The following is a 21,134-nucleotide window of genomic DNA, read 5'->3' on the forward strand; positions in this document are numbered from 1 at the left end:
ATAGTAAAAATTGACTTCCTAATATTAATATCTAAATTGTACCTTTGCACTATGTCTGAAAAAATTATTATCCTTGATTTTGGTTCACAATATACGCAGCTAATTGCTCGTCGTGTGAGAGAACTAAATGTATATTGTGAGATTCATCCTTTTAATAAAGTTCCTGAGTTTGATGACAACGTAAAAGGCGTTATTTTCTCCGGAAGTCCTTATTCCGTACGTCAAGAAGACGCTCCACAAATTGATTATAAAGCTATTCAATCACGTTTCCCTCTATTAGGTGTTTGTTATGGCGCTCAATATTTGGCACAGCAATCAGGTGGTGAAGTATTACCATCAGAAATCCGTGAATATGGCAGAGCTAATTTACAATTTGTCGATGATTCAAATGAATTATTGAAAGGAATCCCTGCACAGTCGCAGGTATGGATGTCTCATGGGGATACGATCAAAGAAGTTCCAGCAAATTTCAAAGTAATTGCTAGTACAGACAAAGTTCGCGTAGCTGCTTATCACATAGAAGGTACGAAAACTTACGGTATTCAATTTCATCCGGAAGTAACACATAGTACGGATGGTCAGATTTTGATTAAAAATTTCGTAGTCGATATCTGTGGTTGTTCACAAGATTGGACTTCTGAATCTTTTGTAGAGTCTACTGTAGCAGAACTTAAGATGCAGTTAGGTAATGATCATGTAATTATGGCTTTATCGGGTGGAGTGGACTCAACAGTAGCTGCGGTTTTATTACATCAAGCTATTGGTGAAAGACTACACTGTTTCTTCGTAGATCACGGACTTTTGCGCAAAAATGAATATGATCAAGTATTAGATTCATACAAAAATATGGGTCTTAATATTAAAGGTGTCAATGCAAAAGAATCATTCTTTAATAAATTGGCGGGAGTTTCAGAACCAGAAGCTAAACGTAAAATTATTGGCGGAGCATTTATTGATGTATTTGATCAGGCTTCAAAAGATATTCAAAAAGAATTGCCAGAAGGAGCAGAGGCTAGATGGTTAGGTCAAGGTACAATTTACCCTGATATTATTGAGTCAATATCAGTAAAAGGACCTTCTGCTACAATTAAATCGCATCATAATGTTGGAGGTCTTCCTGATTATATGAAATTAAAGGTTATTGAGCCTTTAAAAACATTATTCAAAGATGAAGTTCGTCGTGTCGGAAAGACTTTAAATGTTGATCCTAATATTCTAAATAGACATCCATTTCCTGGACCTGGATTAGGAATTCGTATTTTAGGTGATATTACAGAAGAAAAGGTACGAATTTTGCAGGATGCAGATGATATTTATATTCGTAATCTGAAGGAATCTGGTTGGTACGATAAAGTATGGCAAGCAGGAACAATCTTTTTACCAGTACAATCCGTAGGAGTGATGGGGGATGAGCGTACTTACGAACACGTAGTAGCATTGAGAGCCGTAGGATCATTGGATGGTATGACAGCAGATTGGATTCACTTACCGTATGAGTTATTAGCTAAGATTTCGAATGAAATAATAAATCATGTTAAAGGAATCAATAGGGTCGTGTATGACATCAGTTCAAAACCACCAGCTACAATTGAGTGGGAATAATAATTTGAGAAAATCTTATTTAATATATGCAGTTTCTTTACTTTTAGGGGTATCAGCTTGTACTCCTAAAAGTACTGTTTTACGTGCGCCAAGTAATCCTGGACAGGTAACAAGCACGGAATCTAATACCGCAAAAACCGAAGAAGAAAAGGCTGCAGCCACGAAAGAAGCAGAAGAGAAAGAAAGAAGAATAGCTGCTGAACGAAGCATTGCTTTATTGTTACCTTTTCAACTTGATAATATTAATAAGTTGGGGGTTCAAGAAAGTGATGTGAAACGCTCTGCACTGGCATTAGATTTTTATCAAGGTTTTCAATTAGGATTGAATGAGGTTAGTAGAAACGCGAAACCTTATAGTTTAAAAGTTATTGATTCTAAGGATAATGTATACTTTAATTCAACTCTTGCTTCATCTGAGGAAATAGATCAAGTAGGGTTAGTAGTTGGTCCTATTTATCCAATTGAGATAAAAGCTTTTGGCAACAACTTGCCAAATAAGGATAAACTTATTATTAGTCCTTTGGCTGCATCTCCAGCTTCTGAATTTGGGTTAAATAATTTAGTTACTATTACCCCATCCATTAAATCTCATACCAATGGTATCGCTAAGCGCGTAGCAAAGGATTTTATAACGGGTGATATTATTATTATTTACAACACTTCAGATAATGATAGCCGTCAATTTTTGAGTGGTATGTTAAATGCCGTAAAGGAGTATAAATCTACTGTCAATATTGTTTCAGTTTCTACTTTAGCTCAGCTAAATGAAAAATTATCTCAAACTGGTACGAATTTAGTAATTAGCGGAACGACTGATAAAACGCAATTGAATAATTTGATTAGTAATCTTTCAAAAAGAAATACTGAATCATATAATTCTATAAAATTGTACGGTCATCCACTATGGGATAGATTCGATTTCAGCAATCATACTAACTTCTATAATTTGAATCCGATAATTACTAGTGAAAGTAGTTATAAGCCTTGGACAGCCACAGCGCGTAATTTCAAAGAATTATACAAGCAAAAATTTGGTGTGCTTCCATCAGATCAATCGTTCAAAGGTTATGATGTTGCTGTTTACTTTGGAAGATTAATTGATAAATACGGTGTCGACAATATAAAATCAAAATTGACAGAAGAGAGTTATACGGGCCTATTCAATACCTACAAATTCATTTACAATGATAACTGGGGATTCACCAATGAAGCAGTATCTTACAAAGAATATATGCATGGTGCATTCCAATTACAATAATTTTTATGATAATTAATGAAAATCGTGTGGCTCAACATGTTCGGAACTTTGAACGTGCTTTGAGTAGATATAATTACAACGAGCCCATGTCTCGATATCTAGCGCGCTTTTTTAAAGAAAATAAACAAATGGGGTCATCTGATAGAAAGATGACCTCTCGTTTTATTTATAACTATTTCAGATTAGGAAATGCGCTTAAAAGCGAATCAGTGTTTTCAAGACTTATTTATGCTGAGTTTTTATGTGAATCAATTTCTCCGTTGGTTACTATTCATAAGGAGGAGTTGGCAAAGCACTTAACAAAACCATTGCTTGAGAAAGTTGATATTTTGAAGTCTTACATTGGGTTTGATGTAAATGATGTATTTCCTTTGCATGAAAGCTTATCGACAGATTTAATTAAGGAAAAATTTGTATGTAGTCATTTTATTCAACCTGATTTATTTATCCGAATCAAACGTGGAAATGAAAGTGAAGTACTTTCAGCCTTAGAAGCAAAAGAGTTTCCATATAAATTGATAAATACTAATACTTTAGCGCTTCCTAATGGCTTTAGATTGCAAGATTTTCCAAAATTAGCTGGAAAATTTGAGGTGCAAGATTTATCTTCACAACACACTATTGACTTTATGAAATCAAGTCCAAATGAAAATTGGTGGGATGCATGTGCTGCATCGGGGGGTAAAGCTTTGATGTTTTTGGATAAATATCCGTCAGCTAAATTATTAGTATCAGATATTAGATTGTCTATATTAAGAAATTTAAACGAGCGTTTTGATAAGGCGAGTGTTCATGCTCCCTCACGTCAGAAAGTTTTGGATTTGACGAATGATACTTCAATTATATTAGGAAAGGAAGAATTTGATGGTATTATATTAGATGTTCCTTGCTCGGGTTCTGGAACTTGGGGAAGAACACCAGAAATGTTACAACAGATAACGGCTGAAAAATTGGAAGAGTTTTCAGAGTTACAAAAGCGTATAGCATCTAATGTCGTAAAACATCTTAAAATTGGTAAACCATTGGTATATATCACTTGCTCTGTTTATAAAAAAGAAAATGAAGAGGTGGTGCAATATTTAGTTGATCAATTTCAGTTTGAAATAGAGAAAGTGGAACTAATTAGAGGATACGAAAATAAAGCTGATAGTATGTTTGCGGCGCGATTAATCCGTAAAAACTAATTACAATGTATGGGCACTACAAGGACTGGACAAGTCGCCTTGCGAATAACAGATTCTGACACACTACCTGAGATAAAGTGATCAAATCCAGATCGTCCATTAGAACCCATAACTATTAAATCAGCAGACCATTCATCAGCTAGTAGTAGAATTTCTTCCTTAATATTTCCTATTCGTGTGAATGTAAATGTTTCAAAGTTATAGCTAAATTCGTTTGCTATTTTAGCTATAAATTGTTCAGCTGTATTTTGTTGTATTTCTGTTATTTCTGGAACTATTATAGCTTGTTGACCTAAAAGAGGATCTGCACCATAGGTGGTAGGACTAGCAGGAGGTACTACAGTCAAAAGTGCAAGAGAAATGTCTTCATTTGCAATCATTTCTTTAGCATAGTTCACAATTTTATCTGTGCAAGGTGAGTCATCTAGAGCTAACAAAATGCGACGAAATTTTTTCATATCCTTATTATTTAGTTCATTTAAAAAGTATCTTAGTAAGAATAAAACAATTGAAAAGGTGTTAATGTTTTTAAGAATAAATGCCCATGGATATTTCAGCCTGTAATCTCAATATAGTACCCCTTCGTGCAGAAGCATCTCATCGGAGTGAAATGGTATCGCAAGTGTTATTTGGTGAACAATTCGAAATTTTGGAAGAAGGATCAGATTTCACTAAGATTAAACTATCAGATACCAAGTATGTGGGATGGATTCAAAATAATCAATTTGGATCTCTAGTATTATCAGGTGTAAAAACAGATAGTATCGTTGATCTAGGAGGAGCAAATGCAATATCTGCTGCAAAGACTATAAATTTACTTCATGGCACTACCGTAACAGGTAATTCAATTACAATTGGTCAAGATACATATATTATCGAAGGTGCGATTCGAGAGACAAACATTGGTGATTTTAATAAAGAGTTCCCTAAACTTATTCAACATTATAAAGACACTCCATACATGTGGGGAGGAAGATCGCGATATGGGATTGATTGTTCTGGATTTAGTCAATTAATCTATAAGCATTTTGGAATAGCATTATTAAGAGATGCTTATCAGCAAGCGGAAAGTGGACAAAGCGTTGATTTTCTTCCAGAAATATTACCAGGAGATTTAGCTTTTTTTGACAATGAAGCGGGCAAAATAACCCACGTAGGAGTAATGATAGATCATGAAACAATCATTCATGCCGCTGGGAGAGTGAGAATTGATAAAATGGATAATCAAGGAATCTTTAATACTGAATTGAATCGGTATACACATAATCTACGTATCGTAAAACGTTATTTTTAATTATTAATCCCAATGATTTTACAAGCAAATAATTATTATAATTTAGCTAGTTCGCAATTATTTCCATTCAACATTACTAATATTTCTACAAGCAACAATGGTGAGGCCATTGACTTAGCAACCCATGCTTATCACTTTGTTCTTAAAGAAAATTATTCAGAAGCTATAGAAACTTATAGTAAAGCTATACAGCAATATCCAGAACAGCCTTTCTTCTATGCCTGCCGCTCTATTCTTCATAACTTTAATGGAGACGACGAAAGTGCATATTATGATTATCAGATAGCAAAAAGAGTAGACTTTAATTATCATCATTATTTAGAGTGGTTAGAAAATCAAGGTGAGATGGTGGAATCACCAGAATTAGTAGAGCTGAATGCTGCAATTCAGTCACAAACTGAAAATGCACAATTATTCATAAACAGAGCAATGTTGCAAGTTCAGCATTTCAACTATGCCGAAGCAATAAGTGATTACTCAAATGCATTCGTGTTGAATAGTGATGTAAATATTCTAATTTCTCGTGCTGCCATTTATATGTATATTCTACAATACGATAAGGCATTGGCCGACTTAGATTTGGTTACAGAAAGTAATCCTTCTGTTCAAGCATATCTTTATCGAGCAAAACTATTCATGGCTATTAAAGAATTTGATTTGGCATTAAGAGATTTTGATGTGGCATTGCAATTGGATAGTTCTGACGTTTCAATATACGAAGAACGCGCTCAATTATATGAAAACATAGAACAATTTGATAAAGCTATAGCCGATTATTCTACAATTATTAATGCAAATAAAGATGATTTTTACGCCTATGTGTTGAGAGCTGATGTCTATGAAAAAACTCACAATTGGAAAGAAGCTATTTCAGATTATTCTGAAGCAATTCGCTTGAACCCTTATTACTCAGACTTGTACCAATATCGTGCAACATTATTTGAAAAAACTGGTGACAGCGAATCGGCCGCAGCGGATTTTGCAAAATTTGAAGAATTAGAAGATGAAGACTAGCGTTAAACTATTGGTTAAAAGTGAAGTCCAAGTCAAAAAATAATAATAAATGAAACAAACTTATTTAAAGAAAGCATTTAAATTATTCAGCGCTTATAAAGCACATCAGCTGACTGTAGATGATTTGAACCAGGCAGATGCTAAAGCATTAAACTTGGATGAAAAGATGGGTGATTTCAAGGTATTGGTTAATATGGCCAAAGACGTTATGGCTGGGAAATTTAAAGTCAATACATGGAATGCTTCAATTATCGTAGCGACAATTATTTACGTAGTTTCTCCGATAGACGCCATCCCAGATCTGATACCGGTATTAGGATGGTTGGATGATGTTACTATTGTAGGTTATGCACTGACAAAGCTTTCCGAAGAAATGAAACGTTATAAAGAATCAATGAATTCTATATAACTTAAACAAATATTATTATTTATGTAGCCGTATAAGAAATTATACGGCTTTTCTATTATTTTTACGCTATGTCAAAATCCAACAGCTACCTAAAAAAAATAAAAGACTTAGCCGCGAAAAATTTATCAGAGGGTGTTGAGTTTTTAGCAAAGAATGCACAAAGAGAGAAAGTTATAACCCTAGCATCTGGTTTGCAATATGAAATCATTCATCAAGGCGATGGAGATATTCCAACAGCTAAAGATAAAGTCTTATGTCACTATAAAGGCACTTTGCTAAATGGCGAAGTTTTCGATAGTTCTTACAAAAGGAAACGCCCAGAAGCATTTTTTGTAAAAGAATTAATCAAAGGTTGGCAAGAAGCATTAACATTGATGCCAGTAGGGAGTAAATGGATTATTTATGTACCTCATAATCTTGCTTATGGTTTTGAATCATTGACTCCTACTAGTGGAGGGAATTGTACACTGATTTTCGAGATGGAACTAATATCAATTTTATAGTATGTTAAAATCAATATTGTTTGCAGTAAGTATGCTTGTATATACATTAAGTTTTAGCCAAACTTACCGTAATATTTTATCAAATTATTACGCGGACTCTACCAAACCAGGAGGAGTATTATTATTCAAAAGCGATTCCAAAAATGAAAGTGTTTATACTGGTGTTGCTCATGTAGAAAAACAAATTTTAATAGCAGCGGATACTAGATTTAGAATGGCGTCAGTTAGCAAGAATTTCACGGCGATGGCTTTGTATATGCTAATTCAAGATGGCAAAATTAGTTTTGAAACACCAATTCGATCCATCATTCCAGAATTACCTCAGCGATGTTCAGCTATTCAAATCAAACATCTTTTAAACCATAGTTCTGGACTTGTTGATTATGAAAATGTAATCCCTTCTTCACAAAAAGATCAATTAGCTGATAAAGATGTCTTGACTTTAGTTCAAGATATAGACACCGTTTATTTTGAAGCTGGTACTAGTTTTCGATACAGTAATACAGCATATTGTTTACTTTCTCTAATTGTTGAGCGAGTAACTAATCAATCATATGAAGATTTTTGTAAACAAAGAATTTTCGATAAGCTGAATATGACAGGTGCACAGATTTCTGCTCCTAGTAATTTAGAGGACAGAGCTTATGGTTATAAAATTAGAAATTCATCATTCTTCTTTGCCGACCAAAGCATAACCTCTGCAACAAGGGGAGATGGTGGGGTATATATATCAGCTCAAGATTTTGCAAAATGGATGGATAAAAATAATTCTTTATTTACTGCACAGTTTTATGCTGATTTAGAAAAATATAAAATATTAGTCAAAGATAATGTTTACTATAGTTTAGGATTGTTTTTTACAAAATCATCAGATGGATATTTCACATTATTTCATTCAGGAGAAAGTACAGGATTCCATAATATCTTTTTATTCCAACCGCAACGTAATTATGGAATATCCTTGTTTACTAACAGAGATGATTTATTAATTTCAGATATTTTCCAAGAAGTAATGAATTCAGAAAAAGTTTATTTACCAAATCTTAATGATCCGTTATTCATATGGTTGACAAAAGTGTATAGTAATGAATAAAGGAAAGCTTAAAGCTTTCCCTTTTTTATATATCCGATAGTCTGAAAATATCTTTAACTCGAATACCTTTATCAGTTTGCTGTAATGTACAACATTCGTTGACGGGATCATGCTCAAAGAAGAGTATATATTCATTTTCGACAGCTTCTTGCCAATAGGAAATTCGTTCTTTCATAGTTACTAGCGGTCGTACATCATAGCTCATGACATAGGGAAGTGGTATATGCCCGACAGATGGAAGTAAGTCAGCCATATATAAAATTGTTTTGTCCTTATATTTTATTTGTGGCAACATCATAGCTTCTGTATGTCCATGTGCATACCGTATGTCAATATTCGTATCGTAAGATTGTCCTTCTTTGATAAACTGAAGTTGACCAGATTCTTGAATGGGATGGATATTTTCTTTTAAAAACGAAGCTTTCTCACGTGGGTTTGGATTGATAGTCGCCCAATTCCAATGCTTTTCATTGCTCCAAAATCTAGCATTTTTGAAGGCTGGTATAAAGCGTTCTCCATCTCTTTTAATAGCTCCACCACAATGATCAAAATGAAGGTGCGTCAATATGATATCTGTAATATCATCTCGATGAAACCCGTATTTTGCCAACGATGTATCTATTGTATCATCACCATGAATAAAATAATGCCCGAAAAATTTGGCATCCTGTTTATTTCCTAATGCCGTATCTACAAGTGTCAATCGCTTTCCATCTTCAATTAGCAGGAGACGATTGGCCCAGGTGCACAAATTATTTTCATCAGCTGGATTTGTTCGTTGCCACAATGATTTGGGTACTACACCAAACATCGCCCCTCCATCAAGTTTGAAATAACCAGTATCAATTGTATATAATTTCATCGTTTAAAAGAAAAAAGTACAATCAAAGGTATCAAAAATTAATGGTTAGGGGATACTAATGCTTGTAAAAGCTGGGCACTCTCTCTTCTAAATCTTTTATTAAATATTCAATATAATCCACATTATTTAGATTACTGGCCGCACTCAAAGCACCTGGACTAAACACATTAATCTCCATAATTTTGTCACCTACAATATCTAATCCAACCAAATACATACCATCTCTACGAAGTTTATCTGAGACTTTGTTGACTAATTTTAATGTGCCTTCAGTTACACTAGCTATTTCTGCTTTAGCGCCTTGATGAATATTGCTTCTTATTTCTCCTTGTTGTTGAACACGTTGTAATGCGGCATATTTACCATCAATAACGATCGGTTCACCATTTAATAGAAAAAATCGCATATCACCTTTTGTTGCTTCTGGTAAATATTCTTGTCCGATAACATAACCGTCTCTAGCGATTACTTCGACAGTTTGTTTGAGATTGTGCAACTCATTGGGGCTAATCATAAACACATTTTTGCCTCCAGAACCCTTGAGTGGCTTGAGAATTATTTTATCATTCTGCTTATTCATAAAATCCAATATATCATCGTAATTACGTGTAACCACTGTTTTTGGTCTTATTTCACGAGGGAAATTTTCCAGATAAAGTTTATTACTAGCTTGAATCAATTCATCGGGATCATTTATTACAAATCTTCCTAATTTCTTCAGTAATTGAGCAAATTGTAACCCCATAGAAGGTGCCCAAGGTCTATTGTGCATATCTATAACAGGATCAAAACGTAACCACAGTACATCTACATCCATCATCGAAATACGTTCTTTAGGTTGTTTTTTTAATTTTTCGAGTAATTCCTCATTATCTGTTAATGAAGTGTCGGGATTTATGAGACGAACATGCGCATCAATATGCTTGTCGTCCACATAGACAAAATCGGCTAATCCTATATACAGTATTGTATGACCACGTTTTAAAGCGTGCAAAGCCATAGTTGTTGTCGTAAAATAGGCTTCTTCTTTGTGCGTTTGATTAATTAGGAATGCGATTTTCATAGATTTATTTTATGAGTTTAAATATAGATCCTTCTTTTTTTATCAATTCTAAACGTGATGAATATGTTTTAGACAAATAGCGTGGAATAACTGCTGGTTGACGTAAATATCCTCGCTGAATAAGATCTTGAATAATGGGAATGTAATCCTTTCTAATCTTACCAATTGTCAAAATATTAATGTCATTACCTTCTCGAATGTAATCTATAAGTTCTATTAGTCCTTGTAAATAAACGGCATCTTTGGTTAGACCTCCTCCTCGATATACACGCATAGCTATTAGAAAGGCAGTGTCTTCGGAAAATTCATATTGCTCCACCAACATTGAAAAAGTGTCGATAAAAGTATTACCCATGAGCATATGCCTAACACATATCACTCTAGCCGCTAAGATTCTTAATCTTTCATTATTTAGTCCATTAACCATATATTCTGCAAATACAGCAAGACCTTCTTGTAATTTTTCATATCCTGGTACACCTAGACTGAACAATTGTAAAGACTGGGATTTTCCGTTAAAATACGTAGCAATATGCGTCCCAACTTCATGTTGAATCAAGGCTTCGGCTCTTTCTTTACTTACTTTATAATTAGTACTAATATTCAGTATGCCCCGATTTACCATCACCCCTGATACGTCATTACGAACACGTACAGTTGTATTTAGTTCAGTATTTTGAGATTTTAAATATTCAATTTCTTGTGTTGCTAGTTTGGCAAATTGCTCCGCATTTAGCTTTTCTTCATTTCTTGCTGCAGTTGGCGTTTTGTTATTCTCAATGACAGTAATGATGGCTTCAGCTACTTGCATCAATTTGTCATTTATATTTCCAAAAACCTGTAGACTCCCATGAACAAAATCAGGTGTATTGCGATCATCTAGCATACTCATCATTTCGTCCAATTCTCTGCGCTTATCTCTAAATAAATAGGCAATATTCGGATCGTGAATATCTTCTATAGGAAGGTTATAGAGATTTCTTTTCACCAAATCAGGATCTATGGGCATTGGTCTATATTGAAATACAGGATCCTTAGCATACCTGTTTTTCTTAAAAGTTTGCCAAGCCTCTTCTACATTTGTAGGTGTAACTAACATTAGGAAATCAAAGCGTTGACTTTCTGCTAATAGTGCCTTGTCAATTTCAAATATATTTGGTGTAATTTCCTTATGGACATTCAATTTGAATTTTGCAGGATTCAAATTTGTATATAGGCGTAAGTATTCAAAAAATGTACGAGACAATGTCTTACTCATTGATTCTCTAAAGTGTCTTTCTAACAATGGGAGCGTATCACCCAAAATATTTATATAACTGTTTTTTATACTCAATCCTAGAAGATAGATGTTATTCTCTTGCAGATATTTTAAAGAATATAGCGGTTTGAAATCTGGATTAGATGGCGTATTTTTTTGTTTGATTATAACAGATTTTAAATCCGAAGCTTCTATATTGATGTTTTTGTGGATATATTCAGCTAATGGTAAGGCTACTTTTTGTGCAATGTGAATCGATATTTCATCTTCTTTGTCATTATCCACCCAAACTTCAATAATTAGGCAACTTCCAAATTCTGCTTTAAGTTCTTGCGCTATTTCTTTAATATAGCTATGTAAATTGTCAGAATCATAATTCAAAATAATACTTGATAGCTGAGATTTTGCTAAATCAGCAATCATACGTTGTTTAGTTGACGTACTAGAGATACGGTATAAAAAGAAATAAGGTACAATTTTATTAAATACAACCTTGCCAACATTTGGAATTTGCTCGTGAAAAGCTTCCCTGTTGTGAATACAAGATTTGATATATTTAAATATTTTTTCTTCCACAAATATTAAACTTGAATCTTTTGTAAATACGAATTCATTGACTGCAACACATTTTTCAAAAGTTGATTAATAGCAGCTATTTTATCCATATAAGGTTCTCCAGACCATTCGTCCATAAAATCCTTTCTAAACTCAATCGATAAAACACAGCCTAATTCTCCATATTGATTGATTATATGCTGCGCTAAATTTCCGCCCTTGAATTTTACATTCTCACGAACATCAATAGTTTCATCATTCAACTTGAACTTATTGAATGCAGACCTAAACTCATCTATCAAATCTCTCCATTTATCATGGTTATAGTATGTTCCCAAATTTATTTGGGGATTTTTCACTTTGTTTATCTCTTGTTCTGCGCCTTCTCGTTTGGCATTGTAACTATGAATATCCAGAATTATAAAGAAGCCAAACTTCTTGATCGTAGTCGATAAATGTCTTTCAATAGTATAATAAATTGATTGATGCTGTTTGTATAATTCTAACAAATAATTGGAGGGAAGGTTTGCTCTAAATACATTTAATCCCCATGCTTGGTCAGGATGAAGATATACCGCATTTTCCAAATCTCTGTTTAAATCAAGTTGAAAACGCGATGTTTCAACAATAAATTGATTGACAGGTAAGTCCGCAATTTTCGCAGTAAATGGATCTTCTTCTCTTAGTCGCTCTTTGTCTGATAGCGAGATATAGGAAAGAAAATCTTCATCAATGTGATGACCATCGTGAATAGCGAATGACCACATTGGACTTTCCTGATTTTTGATTTGATATAGTATTTCTAAACCCATTATGAACATTTGTTGATTAATTTAATAACAACTGTCCATAATAAAAGTTTAGAAGACTTGTATCAATTGGTTAAATAATTGTTTTATAAAGAAATAATGGCGCCAGCATAGGCATTTCTCAGTGAAGCTGCATTAAAGAAACGTCCACCAAATGCATTAATATCATTTCCCAAACTATATTTCTGATTAAGTAGATTATCTATTCCTACAAATAAGGTGTATTTAGTACGTAATTTTTCAATAGAATTGCTCCAATTTAGCCTAGCTTGAATCAAATCATATTTAGGGGCGAACACAGTATTAGCATCGTCCAAAGGTATAGAGCTCGTATGATTATGTGTGATATTCAATTGGAATTGTTTTGCTAAGATTAAATATAAGCTATTGCTCATTGTCCAATCAGGAACTGATGTAATCTTATTATTAGAAAAATCGTTGTTGGCATTACTATATTGACCAAATCTATAATGATTATATGTAATGGCTGCATTAAATTGAATCGAATTTAGAAATTTTGTGTTGATGTTCCAACTTGACCAATAAGATAATTCTACTCCTTTTTGATTCATTTCCCCTGCGTTGCTATAATATTCTACGCCCGATTCATTCAGTCTTCTTACTATTCCATTTTCCATCTCAAATTGATATACAGCAAGATCCACTAACCAATTTTTATTACGCCCTTGTAATTTGTATCCTATTTCATAATTAATACCATCTTCAGCTAGCAGATCAGTGTTTATGGTATTATCTGATGACCTCACTTCCGCTAGTGTAGGGGTGGAGTAACCTTTAGATATTGAAGCCCTTAACGCCATTAAATTATTAATTTGGTAAGACGTAGCAAGACGAGGCATCCATACATTATCAAACTTTATATTTCCTTCTGATTGAGATTCTAAGGGATATAATGTTTCATATCGGATAGAATTTTTATTGAGACCTAATGATCCTTCGAGAACCCAATTTTTCGTGATGTCTAATTGTGTTCTTGAAAATAAATTCATTTGTTGATTAGCTAATAGATCATTGGCTTGAGGATTTCCCATGACACCCTTATTGTTATCGTAATTATTGATTTTATTCCAGCCTTTAATTCCCTCCATACCAAATTGGAACTGAAATGGAAGCGATAAATCATTATTTTGGTAAGATAGGAATGTTCTTAATCCTAAATTCTTCTCCGTTCTGAATTCATAGTTGGTAATAAATGGATTTTCGAAATCTGTATACGAACCAAAAACACCTATATAATGTGAAAGTTTAGATGAAATTTGATAATCATGTCCCAATCCACTGAAAAACGTTTTATTATATATTGCAGCTTTTTGTTCTACAGCACTTGGATTCGGTCCAGCTGCAGGACGCGCAGATTTTGGATTTTCTTCGTACTGTGCTAAAGTCAATCCTCCTGGAGTCTGATATCCCAAATCAGTATAAAACGCAAATAACTTTAATTGTCCCTTAGGATTGTAGTTAAATTGATGCGCTGTTTGGAAAGATTTACGCTCAAATGCAGCATTTTCTCTATATCCATCAGAATTTAGATAGGATTGATTGAAAGCAAATTGATACCTATCATTTACTTTTTTATTTATGCCTAGATTTTGTTGAAATAAACCAAAAGATCCACCTAAAACTTGAAGAGAAATCTCATCATTCGCACTATCAAAACCTTGCGGACTTATACGAATGACACCACCAGAATTGGCACCGAATAGAGAGCCATCTGGACCTTTTAAAATTTGAATTGACTCGAGAGATTGTGGGTCCAAAAGATTTAGATAGGTGTTTCCTCCTGCATCTGTAAAGGGTATTTCATCAATATATACTTTCGTATTTCGTATACCAAAAGGTGATCGTATTAAGCTGCCGCGCATCGATAAACGATACGACCCAGGTGATCGTTCTTCCATCCGAATACCCGCTACCGTATTTAAGGCTGATGTGAGTGAGGTGGGTGACTGCGAGTTTATAGTTGAAGATGATAGAGTATGCGCACTATTGGTAAGTTCTAAAATTGATTGTTTATTAAAATATTGTTTAATTTCTACTGGTTGCAATACTATGGAATTGGATGGTAAAGAGTCAGTTTGTGCAATTAAAATTTTTGTGGATGAAAGTATAACCGCAAGTATAGAAAAAGTATATTTCATATATAGCAAAATTAAAAAGCTTCGTTTAGTCCTAAAAATAAACCTTTTTGTCCAAATCTTCCGTATGCATAATCTATACATAGATTTGTACGTGTCAATTTATTAAACAATATACGTAAACCCGCACCACCGGCAGGTTGCCACTGCTTGAACATTTTACTTCCGATTTCGTCATCGACAGTTTGTAGATTTCCAAAGACTACTCCACTTAGGAATTGGTTGCGGAGTATTGGGAATCTATACTCTAATTCGCCGTATGCAAAGGATTTTCCTCTAAAATATCCGTTAGTATATCCACGTCCTGAGCGCGCATAAGGATCTTTCCCAGTTCCCGGCAAATCTAAATACCCCAAATCCCCACCAACATTATAAGATCCATAATACCAAAATGCTAAAACATGATTTGGTATTTCTGTAGATAATTGCCAATACTTTCGAAAATCCGTTAGCAATTGGAATCCTTCTTGAGAGCTGCCCAACCAGGTTTGGTTTGCTCGTAAAACCACATCGGTATAAATTCCTTTATATGCACTATTGGGATTATCTCGGGTCATATACTGCAAATTAAGCATTAAGCCATTGTTGTTATTCATAATAGCGTTATAACCTTTTCGCTTACTATATATCTCAAGAGGAGTATCTCCCGACGCACCAACCGTTTTTATATTTCTTTTTAAATCAATGTACACACCAGCTCCTAAAAAAAGATTGTCAGCTAATTGACGATATATTCTCTCACTTAGACCGTAGATAGTATAATTATTGACAAAACGAGTTCTTTCAGGATTATTTAATATATATTCTTCGTGAGTAGCGTCTTCTAATGGAATGCCTAAACCTAAACCATAATCTAGACCGACTAATTTCGCAATATGAAGACTACCTTTTAGATTCCATTTGTTCTCTCTTGTATATGTGTCATGAAACAAATAGCCTAAAACAATTCCTCGAGTCGTGTAATTTAATGCTGTCGCAAATACCGACATACTCGTATTCTCCCGATCACCCAAGTATAATCCCCCCACTGCTTTAACACCTATTTGAAATCCTATACTTGGATTATAATTGATATTGGGCAAATAGGAAATAGCTGAGCGCTTTTTTGTAGAGTTATCCTTATTTTTACTCTTAAATGGATTAACATCCTTAAATAAATCTACTATATCATACAAAGAATCTGTAGTTTGATTTGGGACAACTTCAGTATTTGTCTTCTTTAAAGAATCTAAATGTAGTAAATTCTCATTGATTTGTGCTTTTGCAGAAGCATTAACTATTAGATTTGCTAATAAAAAGAATATTAGATGTTTAAAATTTGTTTTCAATGATGTAAATGTATAAGCTGTAAAAACGTATGTGTAAAAATAGAACAAACCATTGTGAATAACGATTATAATAATTAATAAAACAATTCGAATTGCTAAATTGTTACGTATAAATAGTGAGGAGTAAAAATATGTTAGTAAAACATGAAGAGCTAGACAATAAAGGTGCATTTATCGCATCTGAAGATGGTGTTAAAATAGGTGAGATGACCTATTCAAAAGCTGGTGCGGATAAAATAATAATTGACCATACGGAGGTCAACGAAAATCAAAAAGGTAAAGGTATAGGGAAGATATTATTGTCTAAAGCAGTTGATTATGCTCGAGAAAATAATATTAAAATAATACCATTATGTCCATTTGCGAAATCGGTATTCGATAAAGATGTTGATATTCGTGATGTCCTAGCGTAAAATATTTTTCTGTGCTAAGGAGATATATAGAGCGTATTTGATATTATCAAGTACGCTCTATATATTTAAATTAAGCTTGTGAAAGCTTACGAATTAAATCGATAAAGTTATTTGAATTTGTTTTATTCAAAATATTTTTACGGTGGGTATCTACAGTATACTTACTGGTACAAATTTTATCTGCTATTTCAGTACTATTTAATCCTTCTTGAACCAATTTCAAAATTTCTAGTTCCCTTTTTGTTAACTTATAGCAATTTTCCGTATCCAAAAAGATATTACGGCTTTTGTCATAAATTCTTCTATCATTGAAAGGTCGTTCCTCGTAATCATTGATCCGTTGATGAATGACCAAAGTTTTAGTTAGATCCCCTTTATTATTAACTTCTAATGCTTGACAGGTTTGTTTTATCGTAATATAAATATCTTGAGCAGTTCGTATTTTATAGGTATAAGAATACAGATAGTTAAAATGCTCATTAAATCTTAATTTGTTTTTAAAATTTAAATCCTTCTCTTCACACGAGAAGAAATAATCCTTATCATCAGGATGAATAATATCAATTAGATCCTCAACGGTAAATGTGGTGGCATCATATCCTGTGATGGTCTGAAATGCCATATTCATAAATGAAATAACATTTTGATTGCAATCAAAGATAAAATAATAACTGTCTACAAGAGCTTTATTTTCTTCTTCTTGTGTAGTTTTTGAACTCTGTTTTCGGAATAAATCATTCCATTTTTCGTTTTTAATTTCAATAGGCATTTCTTAAGGTAGTTGTTTGGTACACAAATATACCTAAAAATAGTATGTTTAATAGAATATAGTTGAGAATTCATTGAATTTCGATAAATTTCTTTTTACTGTATTTTCCTATTTATTAAGTTTACTTTTTCTTATAGGTGTTTAATAGTTTAAGTTTTTTTAATTGATATGAAGGATGGTTTTATAGTTTTTTTCCGTTTCATTAATATGTTGCTAAATAAAATTTAGTTTTTATTGTGCAAAAATGTAAACAAATGAATTTTCAATATATTGTTTAGATTTGCAATATGAATAAAGGAGTAAAAAAGCACATAAATAAAAAGGAAATATCACCTAATACAACAGTAGAATTCTACTTTAAAAATTTAGATAATCAAATTTTGGGCAACAAATCCATTTATGCACTATTCCTAACACTTGCATTTTTCGGAGTAATGGGTTTGGTGTGGATGATTCCTTTTCCGCAGTTGGAATTTTTGCAAAAGATGAATGCGCAGACTTTTTTAAATTGGGGCTCATTTTATATTGCTATTATTATCTATTGTTACCTTCGACTAGCGCCGACATTATCCTATGCTATGTTGTTTACCATTGCTATCATGAGTTTTTTTATTGTGCAATTAGAATATATAGAGCGCGATGGAGGTCCGACAGTGGTATTAGTTTGTTCTATAATTTCATTGATCGGAATCATAGGATCTTGGGTTTTACTCAAAAAGGAAAAAGCCTTATCAGGAAAATTATTCAAAGATTTTTTGACTATTGGTCCAATATGGTTGTGGTCAAAGGTATTTGATAAATTTAAGATAAAATATTAATTGAAATTAAAATATTTGAAATCCCGAGTATATAATATTCGGGATTTTTTCTATTTTGGACTTTTATAAAAGAGAAGAAATGAGCCAATATAACTATCCTTTACATTTTAAATTTAAAATAGGGACACTTTCCAACGATTTCGTAGGTACAGACGCTTTCGGTAAAACAATCTTTTATGTGCGAGAGAAGATATTTGCGTGGCGTGACCAAATTAAAATTTACAGTGATGAGTCTAAAACAGAATTATTATACGAATTGAAATCAAATAAACTAATAGATTTTCAACAAACATTTACAATAACTAATTCTATAGGAAATGTTATAGGTAAAGTTAGAAGAAGTACACTAAAGTCATTTTGGAAATCTACATTCAAATTAATGAATCCACAAGATGAACATGATCATACTATACAAGAGAAAAACGCTTTTGTCAAAATGTGGGATGGTGTTTTTGGAGAAATTCCAGTAATAGGCATGTTATCAGGTTATTTTTTTAATCCTGCTTATATACTTTCATCAAATTCAGGCGAACCATTATTCGAACTTAAAAAAGAACCTTCATTCTTCGGTAGGAAATTTACGGTCACTAAATTAACCGAAAATGACATCGAGGAAGAAAGAATGGTGTTGAGTCTAGCATTAATGGTTTTAAACGAAAGAAGTAGAGGATAAAATAAAAGAGCGATTTACTCGCTCTTTTATTTTATAATTCTTTTAATCTTATTGGATTTCTTGATGAGCTTATGTAAGCCATCGTAATCCTCTTTTTCGAGTTTATTATGCAGTTTCTGCAATTGCTTGATATGTTCTTCCAATACTTCCATCACATTTTCACGGTTTTGCTTGAAAATAGGTGTCCACATATCTGGAGAAGATTTTGCTAGACGAACCGTAGATTCAAACCCTGAGCCCGCTAATTCAAAAATACGTCCTTGCGATTTTTCTTTCTCCAAAACCGTCAAAGCCAGGGCGAATGAAGTCAAATGCGAAATATGTGACACGTAAGCTGTATGCATATCATGTTCTTCGGCATTCATAAATAGCGACTTCATCTCAAGGACATCCGTCAGCGCATCCGCCAAGTCAAAAGCATCTTCGTCAGATTTGAAAGCTTCTACATAGACCATGTTTTTGTCTTTGAATAATCCCGCAACAGCAGCTTCTGGACCTGAGTATTCAGTACCCGCCATAGGATGGGCAGCCACATAGCGTCCACGCTTAGGATGCTCAGCAATTTTTTGCAAGATATTGATCTTGGTAGATCCCATGTCAATGACAACTTGGTCTGTGATTTTGTCCAAGATATATGGTGTCAATTGCATAATGGCATCCACCGGAACGGTCAATACAATGATTTTACAAGAAGCAATAGCTTCATTCAAATCTTGAATCTCATCCACCAAACCTAATTGTAGGGCTTTCTTTTGGTTGGCTTCATTCTTGTCTACGCCAATGATTTTATCAGCGAATTTAGTTTCTTTTAGTCGGATAGCAACAGAACCACCTATCAAACCTATTCCGACAATAGCTACGTTCATATATTGTGTTTTACTATTTTCTACTTAAATATTTGCTTTAATTCGTGCGATTGCTTTTTCTAAAGTGTCCTTATTCGCACATAAACTGATACGGATAAACTGTTCGCCAGCAGAACCAAAAATCCCACCAGGAGTGATAAACACTTTAGCATCGTACAAAATCTTATCACTTAGCTCGTACGAATTTGAGTAATTTGAAGGAACTTTTGCCCAAACGAATAAACCGACTTGATTTAAATCGTATTGGCAATTCAATAAATCCATGATTTCAAAAACCTTCTTGCGACGTTCAGCATATTCTTCGTTCAATTGTGTGTACCAAGATTTATCCAAACTCAAAGCTTTTGCGGCAGCTAATTGCAAAGGCAAAAACATACCCGAATCCATATTGCTCTTGAATCGTAGGATTTCTCCAATACGTGTTTTATTAGCGACTAACATGCCGATACGCCAACCAGCCATATTGGATGATTTACTCAAAGAATTCAATTCTATCGCCACCTCTTTAGCTCCTTCGATTGCCATAATACTTTCTGGCGAATCATTCAGGATGAAGCTATACGGATTATCGTGACAGATGAGGATATTATGTTTTTTGCCAAAAGCAATTACCTTTTCAAAAAATTCTTTATTGGCTAAAGCTCCCGTAGGCATGTGTGGGTAATTAATCCACATCATTTTTACTTTGGATAAATCCAATTGTTCCAAAGCCTCAAAATCCACCAACCAGTTGTTTTCTTGAGTCAATGTATAAGGAACAGGAGTGGCTCCAGTGATTCGTACCGCACTCGTATAGGCTGGGTAGCCTGGATTCGGAATCAATACTTCATCACCTTCTTGCAAGTAGGTCATGCAGATGTGTACGATTCCTTCTTTTGAACCAATTAATGGCAAAATTTCTGTATTTGCATCAAGATTTACAGTATAATATCGTGCATACCAATCTGCCATGGCTTGACGAAGGGCAGGAGCACCTTTGTAATTTTGGTAACCATGGGTGTTGCTAAGAGCAGCTTGCTCGTTCAAAACTTTTACTACTTCAGGGTGAGGAGGCAAATCAGGGCTTCCTATTCCCAGATTTATAACCTGAGCTCCCGCTTTGTTCATCTCATCAATCTCTCTTAATTTCTTTGAAAAGTAGTATTCTTCAGTATGTTGTAATCTTTTTGCTACTTGAATTTCCATCAAAATAATTATTTGGTGCTAA

Annotated in this window: 21 protein-coding genes; 11 read left to right on the top strand and 10 right to left on the bottom strand. The window is 33.6% G+C overall.

Features of this window, described 5'->3' with window-relative positions; translation table 11 throughout:
* Window positions 1–51: 51 nt before the first annotated feature.
* From guaA to GOQ17_RS05115, 3 genes are read left to right on the top strand one after another with little or no spacing between them, the layout of a single operon-like run.
* The gene (gene guaA / locus GOQ17_RS05105) at window positions 52–1,602 is read left to right on the top strand and encodes a glutamine-hydrolyzing GMP synthase (protein ID WP_159635773.1); all 1,551 of its coding nucleotides are present in this window, start codon (window positions 52–54) and stop codon (window positions 1,600–1,602) included.
* Window positions 1,559–2,860 carry an ABC transporter substrate-binding protein gene (locus GOQ17_RS05110; protein WP_236537059.1) on the top strand — a complete coding sequence of 434 codons (1,302 nt, stop codon included), beginning with the start codon at window positions 1,559–1,561 and terminating at the stop codon, window positions 2,858–2,860. The genes guaA and GOQ17_RS05110 overlap by 44 nt, the downstream gene beginning before the upstream one ends.
* 5 nt (window positions 2,861–2,865) lie before the next feature.
* Complete coding sequence (locus GOQ17_RS05115) at window positions 2,866–4,044, top strand: RsmB/NOP family class I SAM-dependent RNA methyltransferase (protein WP_159635779.1); 1,179 nt, start codon at window positions 2,866–2,868, stop codon at window positions 4,042–4,044.
* Here GOQ17_RS05115 and GOQ17_RS05120 read toward each other — a convergent pair.
* Window positions 4,041–4,502, bottom strand: a complete 462-nt coding sequence (locus tag GOQ17_RS05120; RefSeq protein WP_159635782.1) for a universal stress protein — start codon at window positions 4,500–4,502, stop codon at window positions 4,041–4,043. The two genes, GOQ17_RS05115 and GOQ17_RS05120, sit on opposite strands and share 4 nt — an antisense overlap.
* Before the next feature lie 86 nt (window positions 4,503–4,588).
* Between GOQ17_RS05120 and GOQ17_RS05125 the strand changes: the two genes are divergently transcribed.
* From GOQ17_RS05125 to GOQ17_RS05145, 5 genes are all read left to right on the top strand, one after another.
* The gene (locus GOQ17_RS05125; RefSeq protein ID WP_159635785.1) at window positions 4,589–5,338 is read left to right on the top strand and encodes a C40 family peptidase; all 750 of its coding nucleotides are present in this window, start codon (window positions 4,589–4,591) and stop codon (window positions 5,336–5,338) included.
* 12 nt (window positions 5,339–5,350) lie between these two features.
* Window positions 5,351–6,352: a tetratricopeptide repeat protein gene (locus GOQ17_RS05130; protein ID WP_159635788.1), complete on the top strand. Its 1,002-nt coding sequence runs from the start codon at window positions 5,351–5,353 to the stop codon at window positions 6,350–6,352.
* Between the two features lie 49 nt (window positions 6,353–6,401).
* A complete protein-coding gene (locus GOQ17_RS05135; protein WP_159635791.1) occupies window positions 6,402–6,761 on the top strand; it encodes a YkvA family protein in 360 nt (119 codons plus the stop codon).
* Window positions 6,762–6,829: 68 nt separating this feature from the next.
* The gene (locus tag GOQ17_RS05140; RefSeq protein WP_159635794.1) at window positions 6,830–7,264 is read left to right on the top strand and encodes an FKBP-type peptidyl-prolyl cis-trans isomerase; all 435 of its coding nucleotides are present in this window, start codon (window positions 6,830–6,832) and stop codon (window positions 7,262–7,264) included.
* A gap of 1 nt (window position 7,265) precedes the next feature.
* Window positions 7,266–8,357 carry a serine hydrolase domain-containing protein gene (locus GOQ17_RS05145; protein ID WP_159635797.1) on the top strand — a complete coding sequence of 364 codons (1,092 nt, stop codon included), beginning with the start codon at window positions 7,266–7,268 and terminating at the stop codon, window positions 8,355–8,357.
* Between the two features lie 25 nt (window positions 8,358–8,382).
* Here the strand turns inward: GOQ17_RS05145 and GOQ17_RS05150 are convergent, their stop codons facing one another.
* The 6 genes from GOQ17_RS05150 to GOQ17_RS05175 form a co-directional block, all read right to left on the bottom strand.
* The gene (locus GOQ17_RS05150) at window positions 8,383–9,219 is read right to left on the bottom strand and encodes an MBL fold metallo-hydrolase (RefSeq protein WP_159635800.1); all 837 of its coding nucleotides are present in this window, start codon (window positions 9,217–9,219) and stop codon (window positions 8,383–8,385) included.
* A 55-nt stretch (window positions 9,220–9,274) separates the two neighbouring features.
* Complete coding sequence (locus GOQ17_RS05155) at window positions 9,275–10,282, bottom strand: ATP-grasp domain-containing protein (protein WP_159635803.1); 1,008 nt, start codon at window positions 10,280–10,282, stop codon at window positions 9,275–9,277.
* A 4-nt stretch (window positions 10,283–10,286) separates the two neighbouring features.
* Window positions 10,287–12,116: a flavohemoglobin expression-modulating QEGLA motif protein gene (locus tag GOQ17_RS05160; protein ID WP_236537061.1), complete on the bottom strand. Its 1,830-nt coding sequence runs from the start codon at window positions 12,114–12,116 to the stop codon at window positions 10,287–10,289.
* Between the two features lie 5 nt (window positions 12,117–12,121).
* Window positions 12,122–12,907: an N-formylglutamate amidohydrolase gene (locus tag GOQ17_RS05165; RefSeq protein ID WP_159635806.1), complete on the bottom strand. Its 786-nt coding sequence runs from the start codon at window positions 12,905–12,907 to the stop codon at window positions 12,122–12,124.
* 83 nt (window positions 12,908–12,990) lie between these two features.
* A complete protein-coding gene (locus GOQ17_RS05170; RefSeq protein WP_159635809.1) occupies window positions 12,991–15,063 on the bottom strand; it encodes a TonB-dependent receptor in 2,073 nt (690 codons plus the stop codon).
* Between the two features lie 11 nt (window positions 15,064–15,074).
* Window positions 15,075–16,388, bottom strand: coding sequence for a BamA/TamA family outer membrane protein (locus GOQ17_RS05175; RefSeq protein WP_159635812.1), 1,314 nt, complete (start codon window positions 16,386–16,388; stop codon window positions 15,075–15,077).
* A gap of 131 nt (window positions 16,389–16,519) precedes the next feature.
* On the opposite strand from GOQ17_RS05175, the gene GOQ17_RS05180 reads away from it, so the two are divergent.
* Complete coding sequence (locus GOQ17_RS05180) at window positions 16,520–16,801, top strand: GNAT family N-acetyltransferase (protein ID WP_159635815.1); 282 nt, start codon at window positions 16,520–16,522, stop codon at window positions 16,799–16,801.
* Between the two features lie 70 nt (window positions 16,802–16,871).
* Here GOQ17_RS05180 and GOQ17_RS16185 read toward each other — a convergent pair whose 3' ends face one another.
* A complete protein-coding gene (locus tag GOQ17_RS16185; protein ID WP_201288540.1) occupies window positions 16,872–17,570 on the bottom strand; it encodes a LuxR C-terminal-related transcriptional regulator in 699 nt (232 codons plus the stop codon).
* A gap of 287 nt (window positions 17,571–17,857) precedes the next feature.
* On the opposite strand from GOQ17_RS16185, the gene GOQ17_RS05190 reads away from it, so the two are divergent.
* Both GOQ17_RS05190 and GOQ17_RS05195 read left to right on the top strand, forming a co-directional pair.
* A complete protein-coding gene (locus tag GOQ17_RS05190) occupies window positions 17,858–18,388 on the top strand; it encodes a DUF962 domain-containing protein (RefSeq protein WP_159635818.1) in 531 nt (176 codons plus the stop codon).
* A gap of 79 nt (window positions 18,389–18,467) precedes the next feature.
* Complete coding sequence (locus tag GOQ17_RS05195; RefSeq protein ID WP_159635821.1) at window positions 18,468–19,061, top strand: LURP-one-related family protein; 594 nt, start codon at window positions 18,468–18,470, stop codon at window positions 19,059–19,061.
* 26 nt (window positions 19,062–19,087) lie between these two features.
* Here GOQ17_RS05195 and GOQ17_RS05200 read toward each other — a convergent pair whose 3' ends face one another.
* Entirely contained in the window at window positions 19,088–19,927 is an 840-nt protein-coding gene (locus GOQ17_RS05200) for a prephenate dehydrogenase (RefSeq protein WP_159635824.1), read from the bottom strand.
* 24 nt (window positions 19,928–19,951) lie between these two features.
* On the bottom strand, window positions 19,952–21,112 hold the full coding sequence (locus tag GOQ17_RS05205; RefSeq protein WP_159635827.1) for a pyridoxal phosphate-dependent aminotransferase: 1,161 nt from the start codon (window positions 21,110–21,112) through the stop codon (window positions 19,952–19,954).
* Window positions 21,113–21,134: the final 22 nt, after the last annotated feature.

Source organism: Sphingobacterium composti (assembly GCF_009829075.1).
Classification (GTDB): domain Bacteria; phylum Bacteroidota; class Bacteroidia; order Sphingobacteriales; family Sphingobacteriaceae; genus Sphingobacterium; species Sphingobacterium composti.